Origin of the sequence: Bordetella pertussis 18323, from assembly GCF_000306945.1 — a bacterium.
Lineage (GTDB): Bacteria > Pseudomonadota > Gammaproteobacteria > Burkholderiales > Burkholderiaceae_B > Bordetella > Bordetella pertussis.
This window is the reverse complement of record NC_018518.1, coordinates 2,302,835-2,321,683: the sequence shown is the minus strand read 5'-3', so window position 1 is coordinate 2,321,683 and position 18,849 is coordinate 2,302,835. Positions and strand designations below refer to the sequence as shown.

Genomic DNA, 18,849 nt, shown 5'->3' with positions numbered 1-18,849 from the left:
TCAGGGGTTCTCGCGGTACTGCAGCGTGAAACCGGCCCGGTCGTCCTGGGCCAGTTCGCGCGCCAGCAGCGGCATGGCCGGCTTGAGCGCGTCGTGCAGCGTCCAGGGCGGGTTGACCAGGAACATGCCGCTGCCGTGCAGCCCGAAGCCGTCGGCGGCGGGTTTGCGCACGGTCAGCGTGGCGTGCAGCCAGCTCTTGACCGGCAGCCGCTCCAGCTGGCGCGCCATCTCCGATGCCTCGCGGCGCTGCACCAGCGGATACCAGACGACAAAGGTGCCGGTGGCGAAGCGCTTGACGCCTTCGCGCACGGCAGTCAGCGTGCGCCGATAATCCTGCTTGTCCTCGTAGGAAGGATCGATGAGCACCAAGCCGCGGCGCGTCGGCGGCGGCAGCAGCGCCTTGACGCCCTCGAAGCCGTCCGCGGCGAAGACCGTGGTCTGGCGCAGGGCGGTGCGCTCGTTGCGCCGTTCCAGGTTCCTGACCAGCACGTCCGACTCGCTCGGGTGCATCTCGAACAGGCGCAGGCGGTCGCGCTCGCGCAGCACGTCCAGGGTCAGCCAGGGCGAGCCCGGGTAATGGCGCAGGACGCCGTCCGTGTTGTAGTCGCGGATGCGGGCGACATAGTCGGCCAGCAGCGGAGGCAGGCCGGAGAGCTCCCACAGGCGCGCCACGCCGTCGGCATGCTCGGCGTTCTTGCTGGCCCAGTCGCTGCCGAGCGCGTACAGGCCGGCGCCGGCGTGCGTGTCCACCACCCAATAGGGCGCTTCCTTGCGATTCATGTAGTCCAGCACGTGGACCAGAATGGCGTGCTTGAGGACGTCGGCATGGTTGCCGGCGTGAAAGGCGTGTCGGTAACTGAACAAGGCGGCTCCGCGTCAGACGGCGGGCCGGATGGTGGCCAGCTCGTCGGTGAAAATGGCGTCCATGCCCCAATCCAGCAGCAGCCGGGCGCGGGCCGGGTCGTTGACGGTCCAGGCGGCGATGCGGTAGCCGGCCTGGTGCACGGCGTCGACCAGCTCGCGGCTGGCGTCGCGCTGATTGATGTTCAGCGCGATGCAATCGTATTTGCGCAGCCGTTCGAGCCAGTCGGCCGGCACGCGATCCACCAGCAGCGCGCGGGGCAGCTGCGGGGCGGCGCCGCGGGCCGCGTGCAGCGCGGGCTCGGCAAACGAGGACAGCAGCGGGGCGGGCAGGGCATCCTGCCACAGCGCGGCGGCCGCGCGCGCCACGGCCGCGCCGGTCTCGGCCTCGCGGCCCGGGCAGGGTTTGATCTCGACATTGCAGGCGATGCCGTTGGCCAGCGCATAGCGCGCCACTGCCGAAAAAGTGGGGACGGGTTCACCTGCGTACTGCGGCGCATACCAGCTGCCGGCGTCCAGCTGGGCCAGCTCGGCGTACGTCTTGGACGCCGCCGGGCCGTGGCCATTGCTGGTGCGGTCCACGTCGTCATCGTGCAGCAACACCTCGACATTGTCGCGGCTGAGCTTGACGTCGAATTCGAACATGGTGAACCCATGGGCCGCGCCGACGCGCATGGCGGCCAGGGTGTTTTCGGGCGCCAGGCGGCCGCCGCCGCGGTGCGCGATATAGGGAGAATAGGGCCAGGCGGGAAGGGGTGCGGTCATGATGCTCGGTTACGGGAAATGGAGCTGCGCACAGCCGCGCTCAAGCCTGCAAGCATACCCCGAACGCCGCCTTCTTCCGTGCACGGCGGGGGTGGTTCGCCGGCCTGTTGGTGGTAAACTCCGGCGGCTGATCCGGTACAGTTTCCGGCACGGAGTAAGGCGAATCGGGTTCGCCTTTTTTTATGCGTTTTCTTGCGGCTTGGCGCGGCGAAGGTTCGCGCAAGCGCGGCAACAGGGGTTCCATGTTTGAAATAATTCGCACCCATCGACGCTGGATGCAACTCATCCTGCTGCTATTGATCGTGCCGTCGTTCATGCTGGTTGGCGTCCAAGGTTACGACAGTTTCATCAATCGTGAACCCGAACTGGCCACCGTGGCCGGGCAGCCCGTCACCCGCTCCGAGTTCGACCAGGCCCACCGCAACCAGCTCGAGCAGCTGCGCCAGCGGCTGGGCTCGCAGTTCGACCCGGCCATGATCGATACCCCGGCGATGCGCGAGCAGTTGCTCAACCAGCTGATCGACCAGCGCCTGCTGGCCGTGGTCGCCGCCGACAATGGCTTCTCGGTGTCGGACGGCACGCTGCGCAACACGATCGCCGCCATCCCGCAGGTCCAGGACAACGGCCGCTTCTCGCCCGAGCGCTACCGCCAGGTGCTGGCCGCGCAAGGCATGTCCCCGACCTCGTTCGAAGCCGGGCTGCGGCGCGACCTCGCGGTGGCGCGCGTGCTCGACCCGATCAGCCAGTCGGCCAGCGTGCCGGCCGAAGTGGCCAGGTCGGTCGAAGCCGCCCTGACGCAGCGGCGCACGGTGCAGCTGCGCCAGTTCGCCGCCTCCGACTTCCGCGCCAAGGTCACCGTGTCCCCGCAGGACATCCAGGCCTGGTACGACGCCAACCAGGAGCAGTTGCGCGTGCCCGAGCAGGTCCAGGCCCAGTACCTGGTGCTCGACGAGGCGGCCGCCACCGAAGGCGTGCAGGTCAAGGACGAGGACATCGCCAGCTATTACGAGCAGAACAAGTCGCGTTTCGGCCAGCCCGAGCGGCGGCGCGTCAGCCACATCATGATTTCCATCCCGCCCGGCGCCTCGGAGGAGGCGCGCAAGGCCGCCGCGGCCAAGGCGCAGGAAATCGCTGCCCAGGCGGCCGCCGATCCGGCCGGGTTCGCCGAGCTGGCGCGCAAGAACTCGCAGGACACGGGTTCGGCCGGGCAGGGCGGCGATCTGGGCTGGGCGCCCCTGCCGGCGCCGCTGCAGCAGGCCGCGCAGGCCCTCGCCAAGGACCAGGTCTCGGGCGTGGTGGACACCCCCACCGCCTTCCACATCCTCAAGGTCACCGACTTCCAGCCGGGCTCGGTCAAGCCCCTGGCCGAGGTCAAGGACGAGGTCGTGGGCGAGATCCGCAAGCAATTGGCCTCGGCCCGCTTCGCCGACATGGCCACGGACATGACCAGGCTGGTCTATGACCAGCGCGACAGCCTGCAGCCCACCGCCGACAAGCTGGGCCTGAAGCTGCGTACCGCCGGCGGCATCACCCGCACCGGCCTGCTGCCGGCCGAGCAGGCCGGCGCCGGCTCCGCCGCCGGTGGCGACGATGCGCAACTGTTGGACAACCCGCGCGTGCGCCAGGTGCTGTTCTCGCCCGACGTGCTGCGCGAGAAACTCAATTCCGGCGTGATCGAGCTGACGCCCGATACGATGCTGGCCGTGCGCGTGGCGGCGGTCGAGCCCTCGCACATTCCGCCGCTCGAGCAGGTCCGCGCCAGCATCGAAGACCGCCTGTTCGGAGAGCGCGCCGCCCAGGCCGCGCGCCAGGCCGGCGAGGCCGCGCTCAAGAGCGTGCAGGCCGACGCTTCGGCAACGCCGGAGGGGTTCGCGCCGGCCATCGTGGTCTCGCGCCAGGACGCGCAGAACCTGCCGCGCCGCGTGCTCGACGCCGTCATGCGCCAGGCGCCGTCGCCGCTGCCCGCCTACACCGGGGTGGAGCTGGGCGCCGACTACGTCGTGGCGCGCATCGAGAAGGTTGAGGCGGGCCAGAGCACCGAGCAGGACCTCGACCTGCTCAAGACGCAGCTCTCGGGCGCCTGGGGCCAGGCCGAGGACGCGGCGGTGCTCAGGCAGCTGCGCGACCAGTACAAGGTGCAGATCCTGCCGGAGGCCGCCGAGGCCATCAAGGGCGACGCTCAGTCGGCCGCAGGCTGAGCCAGCATCGGCTCGAGCAAGGGCCAGACATTGTCAAGCAGCGCCGGCTGGGCGTTCTCGTTGGGATGGATGCCGTCGGCCTGGAACATGGCCCGGTTGGTGGCGATTCCTTCCATGAGGAACGGCACCAGCCGGGCTTTTTCCTGTTCGGCCACGGCTGGAAAGACCTGCGCGAAGCGCTGGGTGTAGTCGCGGCCGTAGTTCGGCGGGATCTGCATGCCGACCACCAGCACCGATGCGCCGGCCTGGCGCGACGCCTGCGCCATGGCGCGCAGATTGCGCTCGGTCATGTCCAGCGCCAGGCCGCGCAGGGCATCGTTGGACCCCAGTTCCAGCACGACGACGGCCGGCGCGTGCTGGCGCAGCAGCGCCGGCAGGCGCGCCAGCCCGCCGCTGGTCGTATCGCCGCTGATGCTGGCATTGACGACGCGGTAGTTGGGGGATTGTTGCGAAACCCGCTGGGCCAGCATCGGCACCCAGCCGGACCCGCGCCGCAGGCCGTATTCGGCCGACAGGCTGTCGCCGACCACCAGGACGGCGTGCGGTGCGGAACCTGTGGGCGCGGGCGCGGTCTGAGCCTGGGCCGGCAAGGTGGCGGCGAGCGCGATGGCGGCAAGGCAAGGTGCGAGCAAACGGAAAACAATGCGCATGGATAACGGCAACTCGATTGAAGTGAAAGGGCTGGGCAAGCGTGTGGCCGACGCCGGCGGTGAACTGTCGATCCTCGATGGCATCGATTTTACGGTCCGGGCCGGCAGCGCCGTGGCCATCACCGGCAGTTCCGGCTCGGGCAAGTCCACCTTGCTCGGACTGCTGGCGGGCCTGGATGTTCCCTCATCGGGCAGCGTGCACCTGGCCGGCCAGGATCTTTTCGCCCTCGACGAGGATGGCCGGGCGCGCCTGCGCGCCAGCCATGTGGGCTTCGTATTCCAGTCTTTCCAGCTGCTGCCCAACCTCACGGCGCTGGAAAACGTCATGCTGCCGCTGGAGCTGGCCGGCCAGCCGGCGCGCGAGGCGGCGCAGGCGATGCTGCGGCGGGTGGGCCTGGGCGAGCGGCTGCACCACTACCCGCGTACGTTGTCCGGGGGCGAGCAGCAGCGGGTGTCGCTGGCGCGCGCCTTCGTGGTTCAGCCCGACCTGCTGTTCGCCGACGAGCCCACCGGCAGCCTCGATGCGGCCACCGGCGAAACCGTCATCGACCTGATGTTCGATCTGCACCGCGAGCATGGCACGACGCTGGTGCTGGTCACCCACGACCCCGAACTGGCCGCGCGCTGCGGCCGGCAACTGGTGCTGGCCGCGGGCCGCCTGCAGGACTGAGCCTCAGGTGGCCGCGGGCGCCAGGCGGCGCCCGCGGCGCCATTCCAGCACGACGATGACGCTGCCGCTGGCGCAGATGATGGCGATGCCCAGCCAGGTGATCGCGTCGGGGAAATGCCCCCAGAAGAGCCAGCCTATGGTGGTTGCGCTGACGATCTGCAGGTACACGAAGGGGGCCAGCGTGGAAGCGGCCGCATTGCGGTAGGCGCCGATCTGCAGCAGGTGGCCCAGCGCCCCGGACACGCCGGTCGACAGCAGCAGCAGCCAGTTCCCCAGGCTCAGTTCGCGCAGCACCGGCATGGCCGGCGGCAGGATGAAGGGCAGGGCCGCGGTCAGGCACAGCCCGCCGACCGCGCCGCTCCAGATGAGCGAGGTATAGGGATCGTCGCCGGCCACCTTGCGGGTGGCGATGTACTGCGCGGCAAAGCAGCAGGCCGTCAGCAGGCCGAACATCACGCCCAGCGGATGCAGGCCGCCGTCGGGCCGGATGACGATCAGTACGCCCAGGAACGCCACGCCGGCCGCCACCCAGCGCGACAGGCGCGGCGGCTCTTTGAGCACCCAGGGCGCGATCGACAGCACGATCAGCGGCGCCAGGAAATTGATGGCGGTGGCCTCGGCCTGCGGCAGGTAGCTCAGGGTCGTGAAAAAAAGCAGGGTGGCGCAGAACATGGCCGCCCCGCGCACGATCTGTTCGCGCGGACGGGTGGCGCGCAGGATGCGCAGGCCGCGGGCGGGCAGCACCAGCGTCAGCACCAGCACCAGGTGCACCAGGTAGCGCACCCAGCACAGCACCAGCAGCGGCACGCCGGCGGCCATGACCCACTTGCCGCTCGCGTCCAGCCCCGACAGCGTCCACATGGACAGGATCAACAGCGCCACCCCGATCAGCGGGCGCGCGGTGAAGGGCGTCGGGGTGGTCGAGGCCGGCGGGCGCGCGGCCGGGCCGGACTGGCGCCGGTGCATGGTGGTCTCCTGTTTCGATCGCGGTTGCGCGGCGGCCGCCGCCGGTGGGCGGCCAATCCGGCACGGCGGTCATGATACGCTCATCCGGCTATAGGAACGGCACATGATAGACCTCAAACACATCGAGACCTTCTTCTGGGTGTCCACGCTGGGCAGTTTCCGCGCCGCGGCCGAGAAACTGAACACCACCCAGCCTGCGTCGCAGCGCATCGCCTCGCTGGAAGCCGACCTTGGTGTGCGCCTGTTCGAGCGCGACGCTCGCGGGGTCTCGCTGACCGGCAAGGGACAGGAGCTGCTTTCGCATGCCGAGCGCATGCTGCAGATGCGCCACGACCTGATGCAGGCCGCGCGCGAGCAGAATGTCATGAGCGGCACGGTGCGCATCGGCGTGGCCGAAACCATCGTCCAGACCTGGCTGCCGGCGCTGATCGAACATGTGCACGCCGCCTATCCGGCCCTGGTGCTGCAGATCGAGGTCGACACCACGCATGTGCTGCGCGGGCAATTGATGGCGCGCCAGATCGACGTCGCTTTCCTGATGGGCCCCATCCTGGAGGCGCGCATGGAAAACATTCCCTTGTGCGCCTATCCGCTGGCCTGGGTGGCCAGCCCCTTGCTGGAGCTCGGCCCCGAGCCGCTGACGCTCGAGCGCATCGGCACCTTGCCCGTCATTACCTATCCGTCCAGCAGCGAACCGTACCGCCAGGTGCGCGACATGCTCACGCGCGCCGGCGTGGCGGCGCCGCGCATGTACGGCAGCGCATCGCTGGCCATGGTGGTACGCATGACCAAGGACGGCATCGGCACCAGCGTGATCGCGCCGGTGTTCCTCGACGAGGAACTGGCCCGCGGCGAGCTGCGCCTGCTCAACGTGCAGGCCGACCCGCTGCCCGACCTGAGTTTCACCGCCAGCTGGGTGCAGGGACCGGACAGCCACGCCGCGCGCGCCATCGCGCTGCTGGCGCAGCGCACCGCGGCCGAGCACGGCGGCGCCATCGGCGCCGGCTAGCTGTGAAGATTCAATAGGTTGTATGCATGGTTCATCCGAACCGGATTTGAGAAACTGGAAATCGCCACCCCCCCAGTTCACTCAAGGAGCCCGGCCGGATGAACACCCATAAGCATGCCCGATTGACCTTCCTACGTCGACTCGAAATGGTCCAGCAATTGATCGCCCATCAAGTTTGTGTGCCTGAAGCGGCCCGCGCCTATGGGGTCACCGCGCCGACTGTGCGCAAATGGCTGGGCCGCTTCCTGGCTCAGGGCCAGGCGGGCTTGGCCGATGCGTCCTCGCGCCCGACGGTCTCGCCCCGAGCGATTGCGCCGGCCAAGGCGCTGGCTATCGTGGAGCTGCGCCGCAAGCGGCTGACCCAAGCGCGCATCGCCCAGGCGCTGGGCGTGTCAGCCAGCACCGTCAGCCGCGTCCTGGCCCGCGCCGGTCTGTCGCACCTGGCCGACCTGGAGCCGGCCGAGCCGGTGGTGCGCTACGAGCATCAGGCCCCCGGCGATCTGCTGCACATCGACATCAAGAAGCTGGGACGTATCCAGCGCCCTGGCCACCGGGTCACGGGCAACCGACGCGATACCGTTGAGGGGGCCGGCTGGGACTTCGTCTTCGTGGCCATCGATGACCACGCCCGCGTGGCCTTCACCGACATCCACCCCGACGAGCGCTTCCCCAGCGCCGTCCAGTTCCTCAAGGACGCAGTGGCCTACTACCAGCGCCTGGGCGTGACCATCCAGCGCTTGCTCACCGACAATGGCTCGGCCTTTCGCAGCCGCGCCTTCGCCGCGCTGTGCCATGAGCTGGGCATCAAGCACCGCTTTACCCGACCTTACCGCCCACAGACCAATGGCAAGGCCGAACGCTTCATCCAGTCGGCCTTGCGTGAGTGGGCTTACGCTCACACCTACCAGAACTCCCAACACCGAGCCGATGCCATGAAATCCTGGCTACACCACTACAACTGGCAGCGACCCCACCAAGGCATCGGGCGCGCTGTACCCATCTCCAGACTCAACCTGGACGAATACAACCTATTGACAGTTCACAGCTAGGCCGCGGCGGACGCGGCAGGAGCCGGTTCCGTCCCGATGCACGGGTGCCTGTCCCCGCCGGGACAGGCACCAAAAAAAAGCCTTCGGGCGAACCCGAAGGCGGTACACGTACGGCGCGCCGGACCACCCGGCGGCCCCGCGTCATGACTTATTTCGCGGCCTTGGCCGGATCGACCTTGATGTTGTTCATGACCTGCTTGACTCCTTCGACGTCACGCGCCACGGTCGCTGCTTGATCCGCCTCGGTGGCGGTGCCGACCGTGCCGGTCAGCGTCACCACGCCATTGTTCGTTTCGACCGCGATGTCCAGCGCGCTCAGGGACTTGTCGGCGACGAAGGCGGCCTTGACCTTGGTGGTGACCGTGGCATCGGAGGCGTACTCGCCCACCGATTGCTTGGGCTTGTCTTCGCCCGCGGCGTGGGCCAGCGAACCGATGGCGGCGGTGGCGCCGATGAGAGTGGCAACGAACAGTTTGCGAACTTGCATGGTTATTCTCCTTTATCGATGAAGCCCAGGATCAGGAGCGGGTACTGGCGCAGCCCGTCATTTCCTGAAGACGCCGCCCAGGATGGACAGCAGCGCCAGCACCAGGAACACGAAGAACAGGATCTTGGCGATGCCGGCCGCGCCGGCGGCGATGCCGCCGAAGCCCAGTACGGCTGCAATGATGGCAATGACGAAAAACACGACCGCGTAGTGCAGCATGATGTTTCTCCTTGGTTCACGAAGCAGTCAGTCAGGGATTGCGGTCGAAGAACTCGCGCACCTCCCGTTGGGCCTGTTCCTTGGTCTTGCCGTAACGCTCCTGGATCAGGCCAGCCAGCCGTTCGGCATTGCCTTCGGTGCGAGTGAGCTCGTCGTCGGTCAGCTCGCCCCAGGCCGCCTTGGCCTTGCCCGTCAATTGCTTCCACTTGCCTGCAACAATATCGTTGTTCATGGTTGTCCTCTTCTAGGTCGTTGCGGCGCGGGATCCGTGCCTGCCGAATGCCTTGCCGCGAGTGAGTGTGGACACTGATCAGCGTACGGTTCTACCGTAAGAGGGGGCGGTGGCGGTGTCAAACCGGCGTGTGGGGAAATGTAAATGGCCCGGCGTGGCTGGCGATACGTTTTGCGCAGGGAGAAAAAAGGCCGGCTTGCGCCGGCCCAAGTTACATTTGAGCAAAGAATTGAGCCGCTTTGACGGGCTCAGGTAACCACGCTTGTCATGGCTGCCCGGTGACGCGGCTGGCGATGTGGGCCAGGGCTTCTTCCACCTGGTCCACCAGGATCAGGCACAGGTCGCCAGGGGCCAGCCGCTCCAGCGCGGCGTCGATGGCGACGAACTCGCCCTGGATTTCGTCGATGTGGCGCGTGCGCGGCGCCTGTTGCAGGCCCTGGCGCAGCAAGGCCACCACTTCGCCGTCGGCGCGGCCGCGCTGGCATTGGTCCTGGTACAGGATCACGTCGTCGAAGGCGCCGCCCAGGATCTCTGTCTGCTGGCGCAAGTCTTCGTCGCGCCGATCGCCCGCGCCGCTGATGACCACGCTGCGGCGGCGCGCCGGCATGGTGTCGATGGCCCGCACCAGCGCCTGGATGGCGTCGGGGTTGTGGCCATAATCGGCGATCAGGGTCGCGCCGCGGAAATCGAAGACGTTGAAGCGTCCCGGGGCCGTCTGCGCGTCGTTGACGAAGATGGCCAGCGCGTGCCGGATGGTGTCCCAGTCGATGCCCAGCGCCCAGGCCGCCGCCAGCGCCGCCATGGTGTTCTCCACCTGGAAGGCGATCGCGCCGCCGCGCGTCAGCGGAATGTCCGCCAGCGCGAAGGCGACTTCGGCGCCGCCTTGCGCGGCGACGAGACTGTCGCCGTCGCGATAGACCACGCGATGGCCCTGGGCGCGATGGGTGGCCATGACGGGATGGTTGCGGTCTTCGGCGAAATATGTGATCGAGCCGGGGCAGGCGCTGGCCATCTCGGCCACCATGGGATCGGCGGCGTTGAGCACGGCCATGCCGTCAGGCTGCACGTATTGGACGATCACGCGCTTGACGACCGCCAGGTCCTCGACGGTGCTGATATAGCCCAGCCCGAAGTGGTCGCCCATGCCGATGTTGGTGACGATGGCGACGTTGCAGCGATCGAAGGCCAGGCCCTCGCGCAGCACGCCGCCGCGCGCGGTCTCCAGCACCGCGGCATCCACGTCGGGATGCAGCAGCAGGCGGCGGGCGCTGCGCGGGCCGCTGCAGTCGCCGGTGTCGATGCGCTGCTTGCCCACATAGACGCCGTCCGAGTTGGTCATGCCGACGCGGTGGCCCGCGCAGTCCAGGATATGCGCCGTCAGGCGCACCGTGGTGGTCTTGCCATTGGTGCCGGCCACCGCCACGACCGGAATGCGGCCGTCGTCGCGCTCGGCGAACATGTGGGAGATGATGGCTTCGCCCACCGCGCGGCCCTTGCCGAACGAGGGGTTCAGGTGCATGCGCAGGCCGGGCGCCGCGTTGACCTCGACCACGCCGCCGTGCTGGTCCTCCAGCGGCAGGTGCACGGTCTCGGCGACGACGTCGACGCCGCAGATATCCAGGCCTATCATGCGCGCGGCCGTGACGGCGCGCGCGGCGAGTTCGGGATGGACTTCGTCGGTGACGTCGGTGGCCGCGCCGCCGGTGCTGAGATTGGCGTTGTTGCGCAGCACGACCAGGGCGCCCGCGGCCGCGACGGAGTCGGCCTCGTAGCCCTGCTTGCGCAGGGTGGCGATGGCGATGTCGTCGAAGCGGATCTTGGTCAGCGACGTGGCATGGCCATCGCCGCGCAGCGGGTCCGCATTGACCTGGGCCACCAGCTCGGCGATGGTGTGCGTGCCGTCGCCGGTGACCTGCGGCGGATCGCGGCGCGCCGCCGCCACCAGGGTGTCGCCCACCACCAGCAGACGGAAGTCATGGCCGGGAATGTAGCGTTCGACGATGGCCTCCGAGCTGATTTCCGCGGCGGCCTCGAAGGCGCTTTCGATACGGTCGCGCGTCTCGATATTGACTGCCACGCCGCGGCCCTGGCTGCCGTCGCGGGGCTTGACCACGACGGAGCCGCCGAGCGCCTGCGCGGCCTGCCAGGCCGCCGCGGCGCTGTCGACCGAGCTGCCCATCGGCACCGGGACGCCCGCGGCGTCCAGCAGCATCTTGGTCAGGTCCTTGTCCTGGGCGATCGACTCCGAGATCGCGCTGGTCATGTCGGTTTCGGCGGCCTGGATGCGGCGCTGTTTGCTGCCCCAGCCGAATTGCACCATGCTGCCCTGGGTCAGCCGGTGGTAGGGGATACTGCGTGCCACGGCGGCGTTGACGATGGAGCCGGTGCTCGGGCCCAGGCGGGTGTCCTCGTCGAGGTCGCGCAGGCGTTGCAGGGCCTGGGGCAGGTCGAAAGGCGTGTCGTCCTGGGCCGAGCGGATGAGGGCTTCGGCCAGTTCGAACGCCAGCCGCCCGACGTCTTCCTCGCTGTACTCGACCACGACCTGGAACACGCCGGGTTCGATGGTGGGGGACGTGCGTCCGAAGGTGACCGGGCAGCCCGCATGCGCCTGCAGGCCGAGCGCGGTCGCCTGCAGCACGTGGGCCATCGAGATGGCGTCGCGCTGGCCTTCCGGCTGCAGCACGCCCAATTGCGGGAACCGGGCGCGCAGGCGCGCCTCGAAGTCCGGCATGCCGTTGATCGCGCATTCGGCATCGGAGCAGGCGGCGATGGCCTCGATGGCGGTGTTGCGGCTCCAGAGATTGGGGCCGCGCAGGGCGCGGATTCGGGAAACTTCCATGGCAGGGATTCCTGTCGTCGAAGAAGCGCCGCCGTTCGGGCGGCGCGGCAAGAGGGGCGAAGTCGCGGGTTCAGCCTTGTTGTATCCAGCGCCGCACCAGGTCTATGGTGGGGCCGGAGAATGCCTCATCGGATTGCAGCAGCGCGAAGTCGCCCTCGCGCAGGTCGTCGAGCACGCGGGCGATGGCGCGCGCGTGGTCGGCCTCGTCGGCAATGGCGGTGGCGCGCGCCGATTGCTCCAACCCCTGCCGCAGCAGGCTGCGCGCCTGCCCGGAGGGACGCTTGCTGGCAACCGTGGCGTCGTCGTAGAGCACGACCTGGTCGAACGTCGTGCCCAGCAGGCGGCCCTGTTCGACCAGGGCATCGTCGTTGCGGTCGGCGCCGGCCGAGTACACGGCGGCGCGCCGCCTGGCGGGGAACTGCTCGATGGCGGCCAGCAGCGCGCGCAGCGCCGAAGGGTTGTGCACGTCGTCGACCACCACGCAGGCGCCGTTGCGCTCGAACAGCGTGAACTGCCACGGCGCGTCGGCCTGGTCGATGTCGAAGGTTTCGATGCCGGCGCGTATCAGCTCGACCGGAATGTCCAGCGCCCAGGCGGCCGCGACCGCGGCCAGCACGTTCTCGATCTGGAACGCGACGCGGCCGCCGTGCGTCAGCGGAACCGCGGCGATGTCGGCCAAGGCTTCTTCGTCGCGGCCACGCGCCAGCACGATGCGTCCGGCGCGCAGGTAGACGGCGCGCTTGCCTTCGGCCAGATGGGCGGCCAGCGTCGGCAGGGCGGGGTCCAGGCCGAAGTACAGCACCTCGCCGTCGCACAGCTCGGCCATGCGGACCACGCGCGGGTCGCGTGCATTGAGCACGGCAGCGCCGCCGGGCAGCACGACGTCGATCTGGGTGCGGAACACGTCGACCAGGCGGTCGGTTTCGTTGATATCGAAATCGCCCAGGTGATCGCCGTCGTCGATGTTGGTGACCACGCCGACCAGGCAGCGGTCATAGGCCAGCCCCTGGCCCAGGATGACGCCGCTGTCGTTCTCGATCACCGCCGCATCGACCGAGCGGTTCATCAGCACGCGCCGCCCCGCGGCCCAATTGGCGCAATCGCCTTTCTGCACCAGGCGCGCCACCAGGCGCGCGACCACGGTCTTGCCGTTGGTGCCGGTCACGCCCACGATGGGGATGCGGCCGTCGTCGTCGGCCGGGAACAGGTGGTCGACGATGGCGCGGCCCACCGGGCGCGGCGGGCAGTCGGCCGGTTTCAGGTGCATGAGCAGCCCCGGCCCGGCGTTGACTTCGACGATGGCGCCGCGCGTTTGGTCCAGCGGACGCGAGATGTCGTCGGTGACGAGGTCGACGCCGGCGACGTCCAGGCCGACCACGCGGGCGGCCAGCGCCACCGTGGCCGCCACGCTGGGATGCACGCGGTCGGTGACGTCGAACGCCACGCTGCCGCTGCGCTGGATCAGCACATTGCGGCCCGCGGCGGGCACGCTGGTGGCCGTCATGCCCTGGCGGGCGATCTCCAGGCGCGCGGCCGAGTCCAGCCGCACCGGATTGAGCGGATGGTTTTCGGTGCGGCCGCGCCGCGGGTCGGTATTGATCTGGCTGCCGATCAGGTCTTCGATGGTGGATACGCCGTCGCCGGTGACCCAGGCGGGTTCGCCCGCCGCCGCCGCCACCATGCGGTCTCCCACCACCAGCAGGCGGTGTTCGTTGCCGGTGATGAAGCGCTCGACGATGACGCCGCTGCCTTCATCCACCGCCACGGCATAGGCCGATTCGATTTCGTCGCGCGTCAGCAGGTTGGTGAAGACGCCGCGTCCATGGTTGCCGTCGTAGGGCTTGACGACCACCGGCAGGCCGATGTCCTGCGCGGCCTCCCAGGCGTCGGCCGCGCTTTGCACCAGCCGTCCTTCGGGGACCGGCACGCCGCAGGTCGACAGCAGTTCCTTGGTCAGGTCCTTGTCGCGCGATATGCCTTCGGCGATGGCGCTGGTGCGGTCTGTTTCGGCGGTCCAGATGCGGCGTTGCCGCGATCCGTAGCCGAACTGCACCAGGTTGCCCTCGAACAGCCGGATATAGGGAATGTCGCGGTCGTCGGCCGCGTCCACGATGCAGGCGGTGCTGGGCCCCAGGCACAGCGAGTCGACCAGGGCGCGCAGCCGCGCGACGGCCGCCGGCACGTTGAACGGGCGATCCTCGATGGCCGCCATCACGAGGTCGCGTCCCTCCTGCAGGGCGGCGCGCGTGACCTGTTCGTGCCAGGCGCGCACCACCACCTTGTAGACGCCGCGCCGCGAGGTCTCGCGCGCCTTGCCAAACCCGCCCGGCAGGCCGGCCAGGTTCTGCAGTTCGAGCGTGACGTGCTCGAGGATGTGGCCCGGCCAGGTCCCTTCGCGCAGGCGCTGCAGGAAGCCGCCGCGCACGCCGGGGCTGCAGCGGTGCTCGATCAGCGTGGGCAGCCAGCCGGACAGGCGCTCGTAGAAGCCGGGTATCGTGTTGGAGGGGAAATCCTCCAATTCGCCGATGTCCACCCACGCTTCCAGCACCGGACGGTACGTCCAGATGTTGGGGCCGCGCAAAGTCACGACATCGAGAAATTCAATGTCTTTCTTTTTCATGGTTATGGAGGAGTGATTGCGCATTGGCAGGCCGAAGTCACCCCGTGCAAAGTCGAGGGGCGAAGGGCCGGTTGGGAAGTGCCAACACGTGGATGGGCGGAAGAATTCCTAAGTATGGAAATTGTGAAAATCGGCTGCTACTATACGCCGCCTTTTTGCCCATATAAACTCGCGCTGTTGTAAGGAACGGACAGGCTTCAGGTCCGAGGCCGGAAGCCGGAGAATCGCCTTTTTGGGCCGGGCTGTGGCTCGAAACGCGTTCTAATGAAAAAACCACAAAATCTAGCTGGCGCGGGCCGGCGCGAGGTGCCGGCCGAGTGGAGGGATGCGATTCATTCGCATCTTGACGCAGGCGAAACCGTGCTGGCCTGGCTGGAAACCGATCTTGACGCGCGGCTGCGCTTCGAGACGGGCATGGTGTTGGCAACCGACCGGCGCATCCTGGCCTGCGCGCCGGGCCGCCGCGAGTGGTCCAGCTGACCGTATTCCCCTGATCTGCGCCTGGCCCTGCACGACCACGCCGGGCGCCGCCAGCCTGGAGCTCGATGCCGGCGCGCGGCGCCTGGCAAGCTGGCGGTTCACCCTGGGCCGCAATCCGGCGGCCCTGCGCCTGCTGGAACAGTTCGAGAGTCTCCAGGCCCTGCGCCTGGCCGGCGCGGCCCCGACGGCTGGCGAATCTCCCCGGCCATGCCCGACCTGCCAGGCGCCGATCCCCGCCGACCGGGAAGACTGCCCGGAGTGCAGCCAGGAGCCCGCCGCCCCGCCGGCGACCTGGGCGCTGTTGCGGCTGTGGCGGTTCGCGCGGCCCTATCGCGGCGCGCTGCTGGCCGGATTCCTGCTGACGCTGCTGGGTACCGCCGCCACGCTGGTCCCGCCCTACCTGACCATGCCGCTGATGGACGACGTACTGATTCCGTTCCAGAACGGTGCGTCTATCGACTACGCCAAGGTCAGGCTGTACCTGGCAGGCCTGCTGGCCTCGGCCGTGCTGGCCTGGGGACTGGGCTGGGCGCGTACCTATATCCTGGCCTGGGTCAGCGAACGCATCGGGGCGGATCTGCGCACCACCACCTACGAACATTTGCAGCAGCTTTCGCTGGAGTACTTCGGCGGCAAGCGGACCGGCGACCTGATGGCGCGCATCGGCAGCGAAACCGACCGCATCTGCGTATTCCTGTCGCTGCATCTGCTGGACTTCGCCACCGACGTGCTGATGATCGCCATGACCGCCGCGATCCTGGTGTCGATCAACCCGTGGCTGGCGTTGGCCACCCTGGTGCCGCTGCCGTTCATCATGTGGATGATCCACGTGGTGCGCGACCGGCTGCGCCACGGTTTCGAGAAGGTCGATCGGATCTGGTCGGAGATCACCAATGTGCTGGCAGACACCATACCGGGCATCCGCGTGGTCAAGGCGTTTGCCCAGGAGCGGCGCGAAGTGCAGCGCTTTCGCGAAGCCAACAACCGCAACCTGGAGGTCAACGACCGCGTCAATACCGTGTGGTCGCTGTTCTCGCCGACGGTGACGCTGCTGACGGAGATCGGCCTGCTCATCGTGTGGATCTTCGGCATCTGGCAGGTGTCGCAGAAGCACATCACGGTTGGCGTGCTGGCGGCGTTCCTGGCGTATATCGGCCGCTTTTACACGCGCCTGGATTCGATGAGCCGCATCGTGTCGGTGACGCAGAAGGCGGCCGCCGGCGCCAAGCGCATTTTCGACATTCTCGACCACGTCTCCAGCGTGCCCGAGCCGCACAAGCCGGTGCACCTGCCGCGCGTGAACGGCCACATCGAGCTGCGCGACGTGGGGTTCCGCTACGGCAACCGTTCGGTGATACGCGGGCTGGACCTGTCGATCGCGCCGGGCGAAATGATAGGCCTGGTCGGGCATAGCGGCTCGGGCAAGAGCACCCTGATCAACCTGATCTGCCGCTTCTACGACGTATCGGAAGGCGCGGTGCTGGTCGACGGCGTGGACATCCGCTCGCTGCGCATCGCCGATTACCGGCGCAACATCGGACTGGTGCTGCAGGAGCCTTTCCTCTTCTTCGGCACCATCGCCGACAACATCTCGTACGGCAAGCCGGACGCCACGCGCGCGGAGATCATCGCCGCCGCGCGCGCCGCGCATGCCCATGAGTTCATCCTGCGCCTGCCGCATGGCTATGACTCGCTGGTGGGCGAACGCGGCCAGGCGCTGTCCGGCGGCGAGCGCCAACGCATCTCGATTGCCCGGGCGCTGCTGATCGACCCGCGCATTCTCATCATGGACGAGGCGACCTCGTCGGTGGACACCACGACCGAGAAGGAAATCCAGAAGGCGCTCGACAACCTCGTGCGCGGGCGCACCACCATCGCCATCGCGCATCGCCTCAGCACGCTGCGGCGGGCCGACCGGCTGGTCGTGCTGGACCGCGGGCAGATCGTCGAGGAGGGCGCGCACGAGGCCTTGATGGCGCGCGAAGGCGCCTACTATCGGCTGTACCAGGCGCAACAGACGCGCCAGGCCGAAGGTGGCGACGACGACAGCGACGCCATCGCCGCCATCGCATGAGAGCGCAGCCCGCCATGAACGACTCCGCATTCCAGCTGCATCGCAACCAGGCCGGCCGGCTGGTTTTCACCGGCGCCGACGGCCGGGCGCATGAAGGCGTGGTGCCGGTGCGCGCGTTTCCGATCAGCGCTCCGGCCAGCGGCCTGTCTTTGGTCAGCGCCGACGGGCATGAACTGGCCTGGCTGGACGACGTGGCGCAGTTGCCGCCCGCGCAGCGGCCACTGGTCGAAGCAGAGCTGGCCAGCCGCGAATTCATGCCCGAGATCCGGCGCATTGTCTCGGTGTCCACATTCGCCACGCCATCGTCCTGGCAGGTCGAGACCGACCGCGGCAACGCCACCTTCGTATTGCGCGGTGAAGAAGACATCCGCCGGCTGGCCGGCCATACCTTGCTGATCACCGACATGCACGGAATTTTCTTCCTGATCCGCGATGCGCTGGCGCTGGACCGCCATAGCCGCAAGCTGCTGGATCGGTTCCTGTAGCGCAGGGGGCCGGGTGCCCGAGTGCCCGGGTGCCTGTCCCAGCGGGGACAGGCACCAGGATTCCTGCGGGGACAGGCACCGGAGGGTTGGGTCAGGTTTTTCGAAACGGGCTGTGGGTGGCCAGTTCGTCGCGATATTCGTCGATGGCGTGGGTTTCGTGGCCGAGGAAATCGTCGATGGCCGCGGCAAAGCGCGTGTCGGCGATCCAGTGGGCCGACCAGGTCGGCGTGGGCAGCAGGCCGCGCGCCATCTTGTGTTCGCCCTGCGCGCCGCCTTCGAAGCTGGCCTGGCCGTGCGCGATGCAGTATTCGATGGACTGCAGGTAGCAGGTTTCGAAATGCAGGCCGGGGATGTAGCGCCGGGCGCCCCAGTAGCGGCCGTACAGCACGCCGTCGGCCTGCAGGTTCAGCGCCGCCGCCACCGGCTGGCCGTCCTGTTCGGCCAGGATCAGCACCAGCGCGTCCGGCATCTCGGCATGCAGCTGCCGGAAGAACTCCAGGTTCAGATAGGGCGGGTTGCCATGCGCCAGGTAGGTGTGGCGATAGCACTGGTAGAAGAAATCCAGCGCCGCGGCATCGATGTCGGCGCCGCGCAGCCAGCGAAACGAAACGCGTTCGGCGGCGACCTTCTTGCGGTCCTGGCGGATTTTCTTGCGCTTGTCGTGGCTGAACGCGGCCAGGAAGTCGTCGAATCCGGCATAGCCCGCGTTGCGCCAGTGGAATTGCACGCCGGCGCGGATCAGGTAGCCGGCCTCGCGCAGGGCGAGCAGGTCGTCATCGCTCGGGAACAGGACATGCAGCGACGATACCTCGAACTGCCGGGCCAGCTGGATCAGGCCACGCGCCAGCAGCAGCCGGTCGGCATGCGTGTGCGCCAGCAGGCGCGCCCCGCCGACCGGCGTGAACGGCACGGCCGACAGCAGCTTGGGATAGTAGGGCAGGCCGTTGCGCGCGTAGGCGTCGGCCCAGGCATAGTCGAACACATACTCGCCGCGCGAGTGGCTTTTGGCATAGAGCGGCACCGCGCCGGCCAGCAGGCCCGCGCGGCGCAGGGCCAGGAAGCAGGGCGTCCAGCCGGTGCCTGGGCTGGCGCATCCGGTATCGTGCAGCGCCCGCAGGAAGGCATGGCGCACGAACGGCTGCGGGCCGGCCAGCGCATCCCATTGGGCCGCATCGAAGTGCTCCAGGCCGGCTTGCACCGAGAGTTCGACAGAGGAGGGCATGGCCAATGATAAAGTCGCCATGT

At 68.4% G+C, this 18,849-nt stretch carries 15 protein-coding genes and 1 pseudogene; 6 read left to right on the top strand and 10 right to left on the bottom strand.

The genetic code is table 11. The features are described from left to right. Together BN118_RS10955 and ugpQ are read right to left on the bottom strand one after the other, a co-directional pair. On the bottom strand, positions 1-864 hold the full coding sequence (locus tag BN118_RS10955) for a 23S rRNA (adenine(2030)-N(6))-methyltransferase RlmJ (RefSeq protein WP_003816518.1): 864 nt from the start codon (positions 862-864) through the stop codon (positions 1-3). A gap of 12 nt (positions 865-876) precedes the next feature. Continuing rightward, positions 877-1,626, bottom strand: coding sequence for a glycerophosphodiester phosphodiesterase (gene ugpQ, locus BN118_RS10950; RefSeq protein ID WP_004568486.1), 750 nt, complete (start codon positions 1,624-1,626; stop codon positions 877-879). 182 nt (positions 1,627-1,808) lie between these two features. Between ugpQ and BN118_RS10945 the strand changes: the two genes are divergently transcribed. Next, entirely contained in the window at positions 1,809-3,824 is a 2,016-nt protein-coding gene (locus tag BN118_RS10945; protein WP_019247881.1) for a SurA N-terminal domain-containing protein, read from the top strand. On the opposite strand, the gene BN118_RS10940 is transcribed toward BN118_RS10945, so the two are convergent. Continuing rightward, positions 3,806-4,474 (bottom strand): arylesterase, encoded by a 669-nt coding sequence (locus BN118_RS10940; protein ID WP_041166181.1) that lies wholly within the window; start codon positions 4,472-4,474, stop codon positions 3,806-3,808. The genes BN118_RS10945 and BN118_RS10940 overlap by 19 nt on opposite strands. On the opposite strand from BN118_RS10940, the gene BN118_RS10935 reads away from it, so the two are divergent. Next, complete coding sequence (locus BN118_RS10935) at positions 4,473-5,144, top strand: ABC transporter ATP-binding protein (RefSeq protein ID WP_010928863.1); 672 nt, start codon at positions 4,473-4,475, stop codon at positions 5,142-5,144. The two genes, BN118_RS10940 and BN118_RS10935, sit on opposite strands and share 2 nt — an antisense overlap. 3 nt (positions 5,145-5,147) lie before the next feature. On the opposite strand, the gene BN118_RS10930 is transcribed toward BN118_RS10935, so the two are convergent. Beyond that, positions 5,148-6,110 (bottom strand): DMT family transporter, encoded by a 963-nt coding sequence (locus tag BN118_RS10930; protein WP_014905826.1) that lies wholly within the window; start codon positions 6,108-6,110, stop codon positions 5,148-5,150. 103 nt (positions 6,111-6,213) lie between these two features. Between BN118_RS10930 and BN118_RS10925 the strand changes: the two genes are divergently transcribed. Further along, the gene (locus BN118_RS10925; RefSeq protein WP_014905825.1) at positions 6,214-7,119 is read left to right on the top strand and encodes a LysR family transcriptional regulator; all 906 of its coding nucleotides are present in this window, start codon (positions 6,214-6,216) and stop codon (positions 7,117-7,119) included. A gap of 98 nt (positions 7,120-7,217) precedes the next feature. Next, on the top strand, positions 7,218-8,168 hold the full coding sequence (locus tag BN118_RS10920) for an IS481-like element IS481 family transposase (RefSeq protein WP_010930179.1): 951 nt from the start codon (positions 7,218-7,220) through the stop codon (positions 8,166-8,168). Between the two features lie 148 nt (positions 8,169-8,316). On the opposite strand, the gene BN118_RS10915 is transcribed toward BN118_RS10920, so the two are convergent. The 5 genes from BN118_RS10915 to BN118_RS10895 form a co-directional block, all read right to left on the bottom strand. After that, the gene (locus BN118_RS10915) at positions 8,317-8,655 is read right to left on the bottom strand and encodes a BON domain-containing protein (RefSeq protein ID WP_003813572.1); all 339 of its coding nucleotides are present in this window, start codon (positions 8,653-8,655) and stop codon (positions 8,317-8,319) included. Between the two features lie 57 nt (positions 8,656-8,712). Beyond that, positions 8,713-8,874, bottom strand: coding sequence for a DUF1328 domain-containing protein (locus tag BN118_RS10910; RefSeq protein ID WP_003813570.1), 162 nt, complete (start codon positions 8,872-8,874; stop codon positions 8,713-8,715). 31 nt (positions 8,875-8,905) lie between these two features. Next, the gene (locus tag BN118_RS10905; protein WP_003813568.1) at positions 8,906-9,106 is read right to left on the bottom strand and encodes a CsbD family protein; all 201 of its coding nucleotides are present in this window, start codon (positions 9,104-9,106) and stop codon (positions 8,906-8,908) included. 265 nt (positions 9,107-9,371) lie between these two features. Further along, positions 9,372-11,945: a cyanophycin synthetase gene (cphA, locus tag BN118_RS10900; RefSeq protein WP_010930533.1), complete on the bottom strand. Its 2,574-nt coding sequence runs from the start codon at positions 11,943-11,945 to the stop codon at positions 9,372-9,374. 70 nt (positions 11,946-12,015) lie between these two features. Beyond that, positions 12,016-14,565 (bottom strand): cyanophycin synthetase family protein, encoded by a 2,550-nt coding sequence (locus tag BN118_RS10895; RefSeq protein WP_041166180.1) that lies wholly within the window; start codon positions 14,563-14,565, stop codon positions 12,016-12,018. Positions 14,566-14,829: 264 nt separating this feature from the next. Here BN118_RS10895 and BN118_RS10890 point away from each other — a divergent pair. Together BN118_RS10890 and BN118_RS10885 are read left to right on the top strand one after the other, a co-directional pair. Then, a pseudogene (locus BN118_RS10890) lies at positions 14,830-17,119 on the top strand (cyanophycin metabolism-associated ABC transporter). Next, positions 17,116-17,604: a cyanophycin metabolism-associated DUF1854 family protein gene (locus BN118_RS10885; RefSeq protein WP_010930535.1), complete on the top strand. Its 489-nt coding sequence runs from the start codon at positions 17,116-17,118 to the stop codon at positions 17,602-17,604. Before BN118_RS10890 ends, BN118_RS10885 begins: the two are co-directional and overlap by 4 nt. Positions 17,605-17,695: 91 nt before the next feature. Here BN118_RS10885 and BN118_RS10880 read toward each other — a convergent pair whose 3' ends face one another. Continuing rightward, entirely contained in the window at positions 17,696-18,847 is a 1,152-nt protein-coding gene (locus BN118_RS10880) for a GNAT family N-acetyltransferase (RefSeq protein ID WP_029443743.1), read from the bottom strand. Positions 18,848-18,849: the final 2 nt, after the last annotated feature.

Coding starts and splice junctions, on each gene's coding strand:
- ugpQ (WP_004568486.1), bottom strand. CDS start 1,626: ATGACCGCACCCCTTCCCGCCTGGCCCTATTCTCCCTATATCGCGCAC.
- BN118_RS10945 (WP_019247881.1), top strand. CDS start 1,809: ATGCGTTTTCTTGCGGCTTGGCGCGGCGAAGGTTCGCGCAAGCGCGGC.
- BN118_RS10935 (WP_010928863.1), top strand. CDS start 4,473: ATGGATAACGGCAACTCGATTGAAGTGAAAGGGCTGGGCAAGCGTGTG.
- BN118_RS10940 (WP_041166181.1), bottom strand. CDS start 4,474: ATGCGCATTGTTTTCCGTTTGCTCGCACCTTGCCTTGCCGCCATCGCG.
- BN118_RS10930 (WP_014905826.1), bottom strand. CDS start 6,110: ATGCACCGGCGCCAGTCCGGCCCGGCCGCGCGCCCGCCGGCCTCGACC.
- BN118_RS10925 (WP_014905825.1), top strand. CDS start 6,214: ATGATAGACCTCAAACACATCGAGACCTTCTTCTGGGTGTCCACGCTG.
- BN118_RS10920 (WP_010930179.1), top strand. CDS start 7,218: ATGAACACCCATAAGCATGCCCGATTGACCTTCCTACGTCGACTCGAA.
- BN118_RS10915 (WP_003813572.1), bottom strand. CDS start 8,655: ATGCAAGTTCGCAAACTGTTCGTTGCCACTCTCATCGGCGCCACCGCC.
- BN118_RS10910 (WP_003813570.1), bottom strand. CDS start 8,874: ATGCTGCACTACGCGGTCGTGTTTTTCGTCATTGCCATCATTGCAGCC.
- BN118_RS10905 (WP_003813568.1), bottom strand. CDS start 9,106: ATGAACAACGATATTGTTGCAGGCAAGTGGAAGCAATTGACGGGCAAG.
- cphA (WP_010930533.1), bottom strand. CDS start 11,945: ATGGAAGTTTCCCGAATCCGCGCCCTGCGCGGCCCCAATCTCTGGAGC.
- BN118_RS10895 (WP_041166180.1), bottom strand. CDS start 14,565: ATGAAAAAGAAAGACATTGAATTTCTCGATGTCGTGACTTTGCGCGGC.
- BN118_RS10885 (WP_010930535.1), top strand. CDS start 17,116: ATGAGAGCGCAGCCCGCCATGAACGACTCCGCATTCCAGCTGCATCGC.
- BN118_RS10880 (WP_029443743.1), bottom strand. CDS start 18,847: ATGGCGACTTTATCATTGGCCATGCCCTCCTCTGTCGAACTCTCGGTG.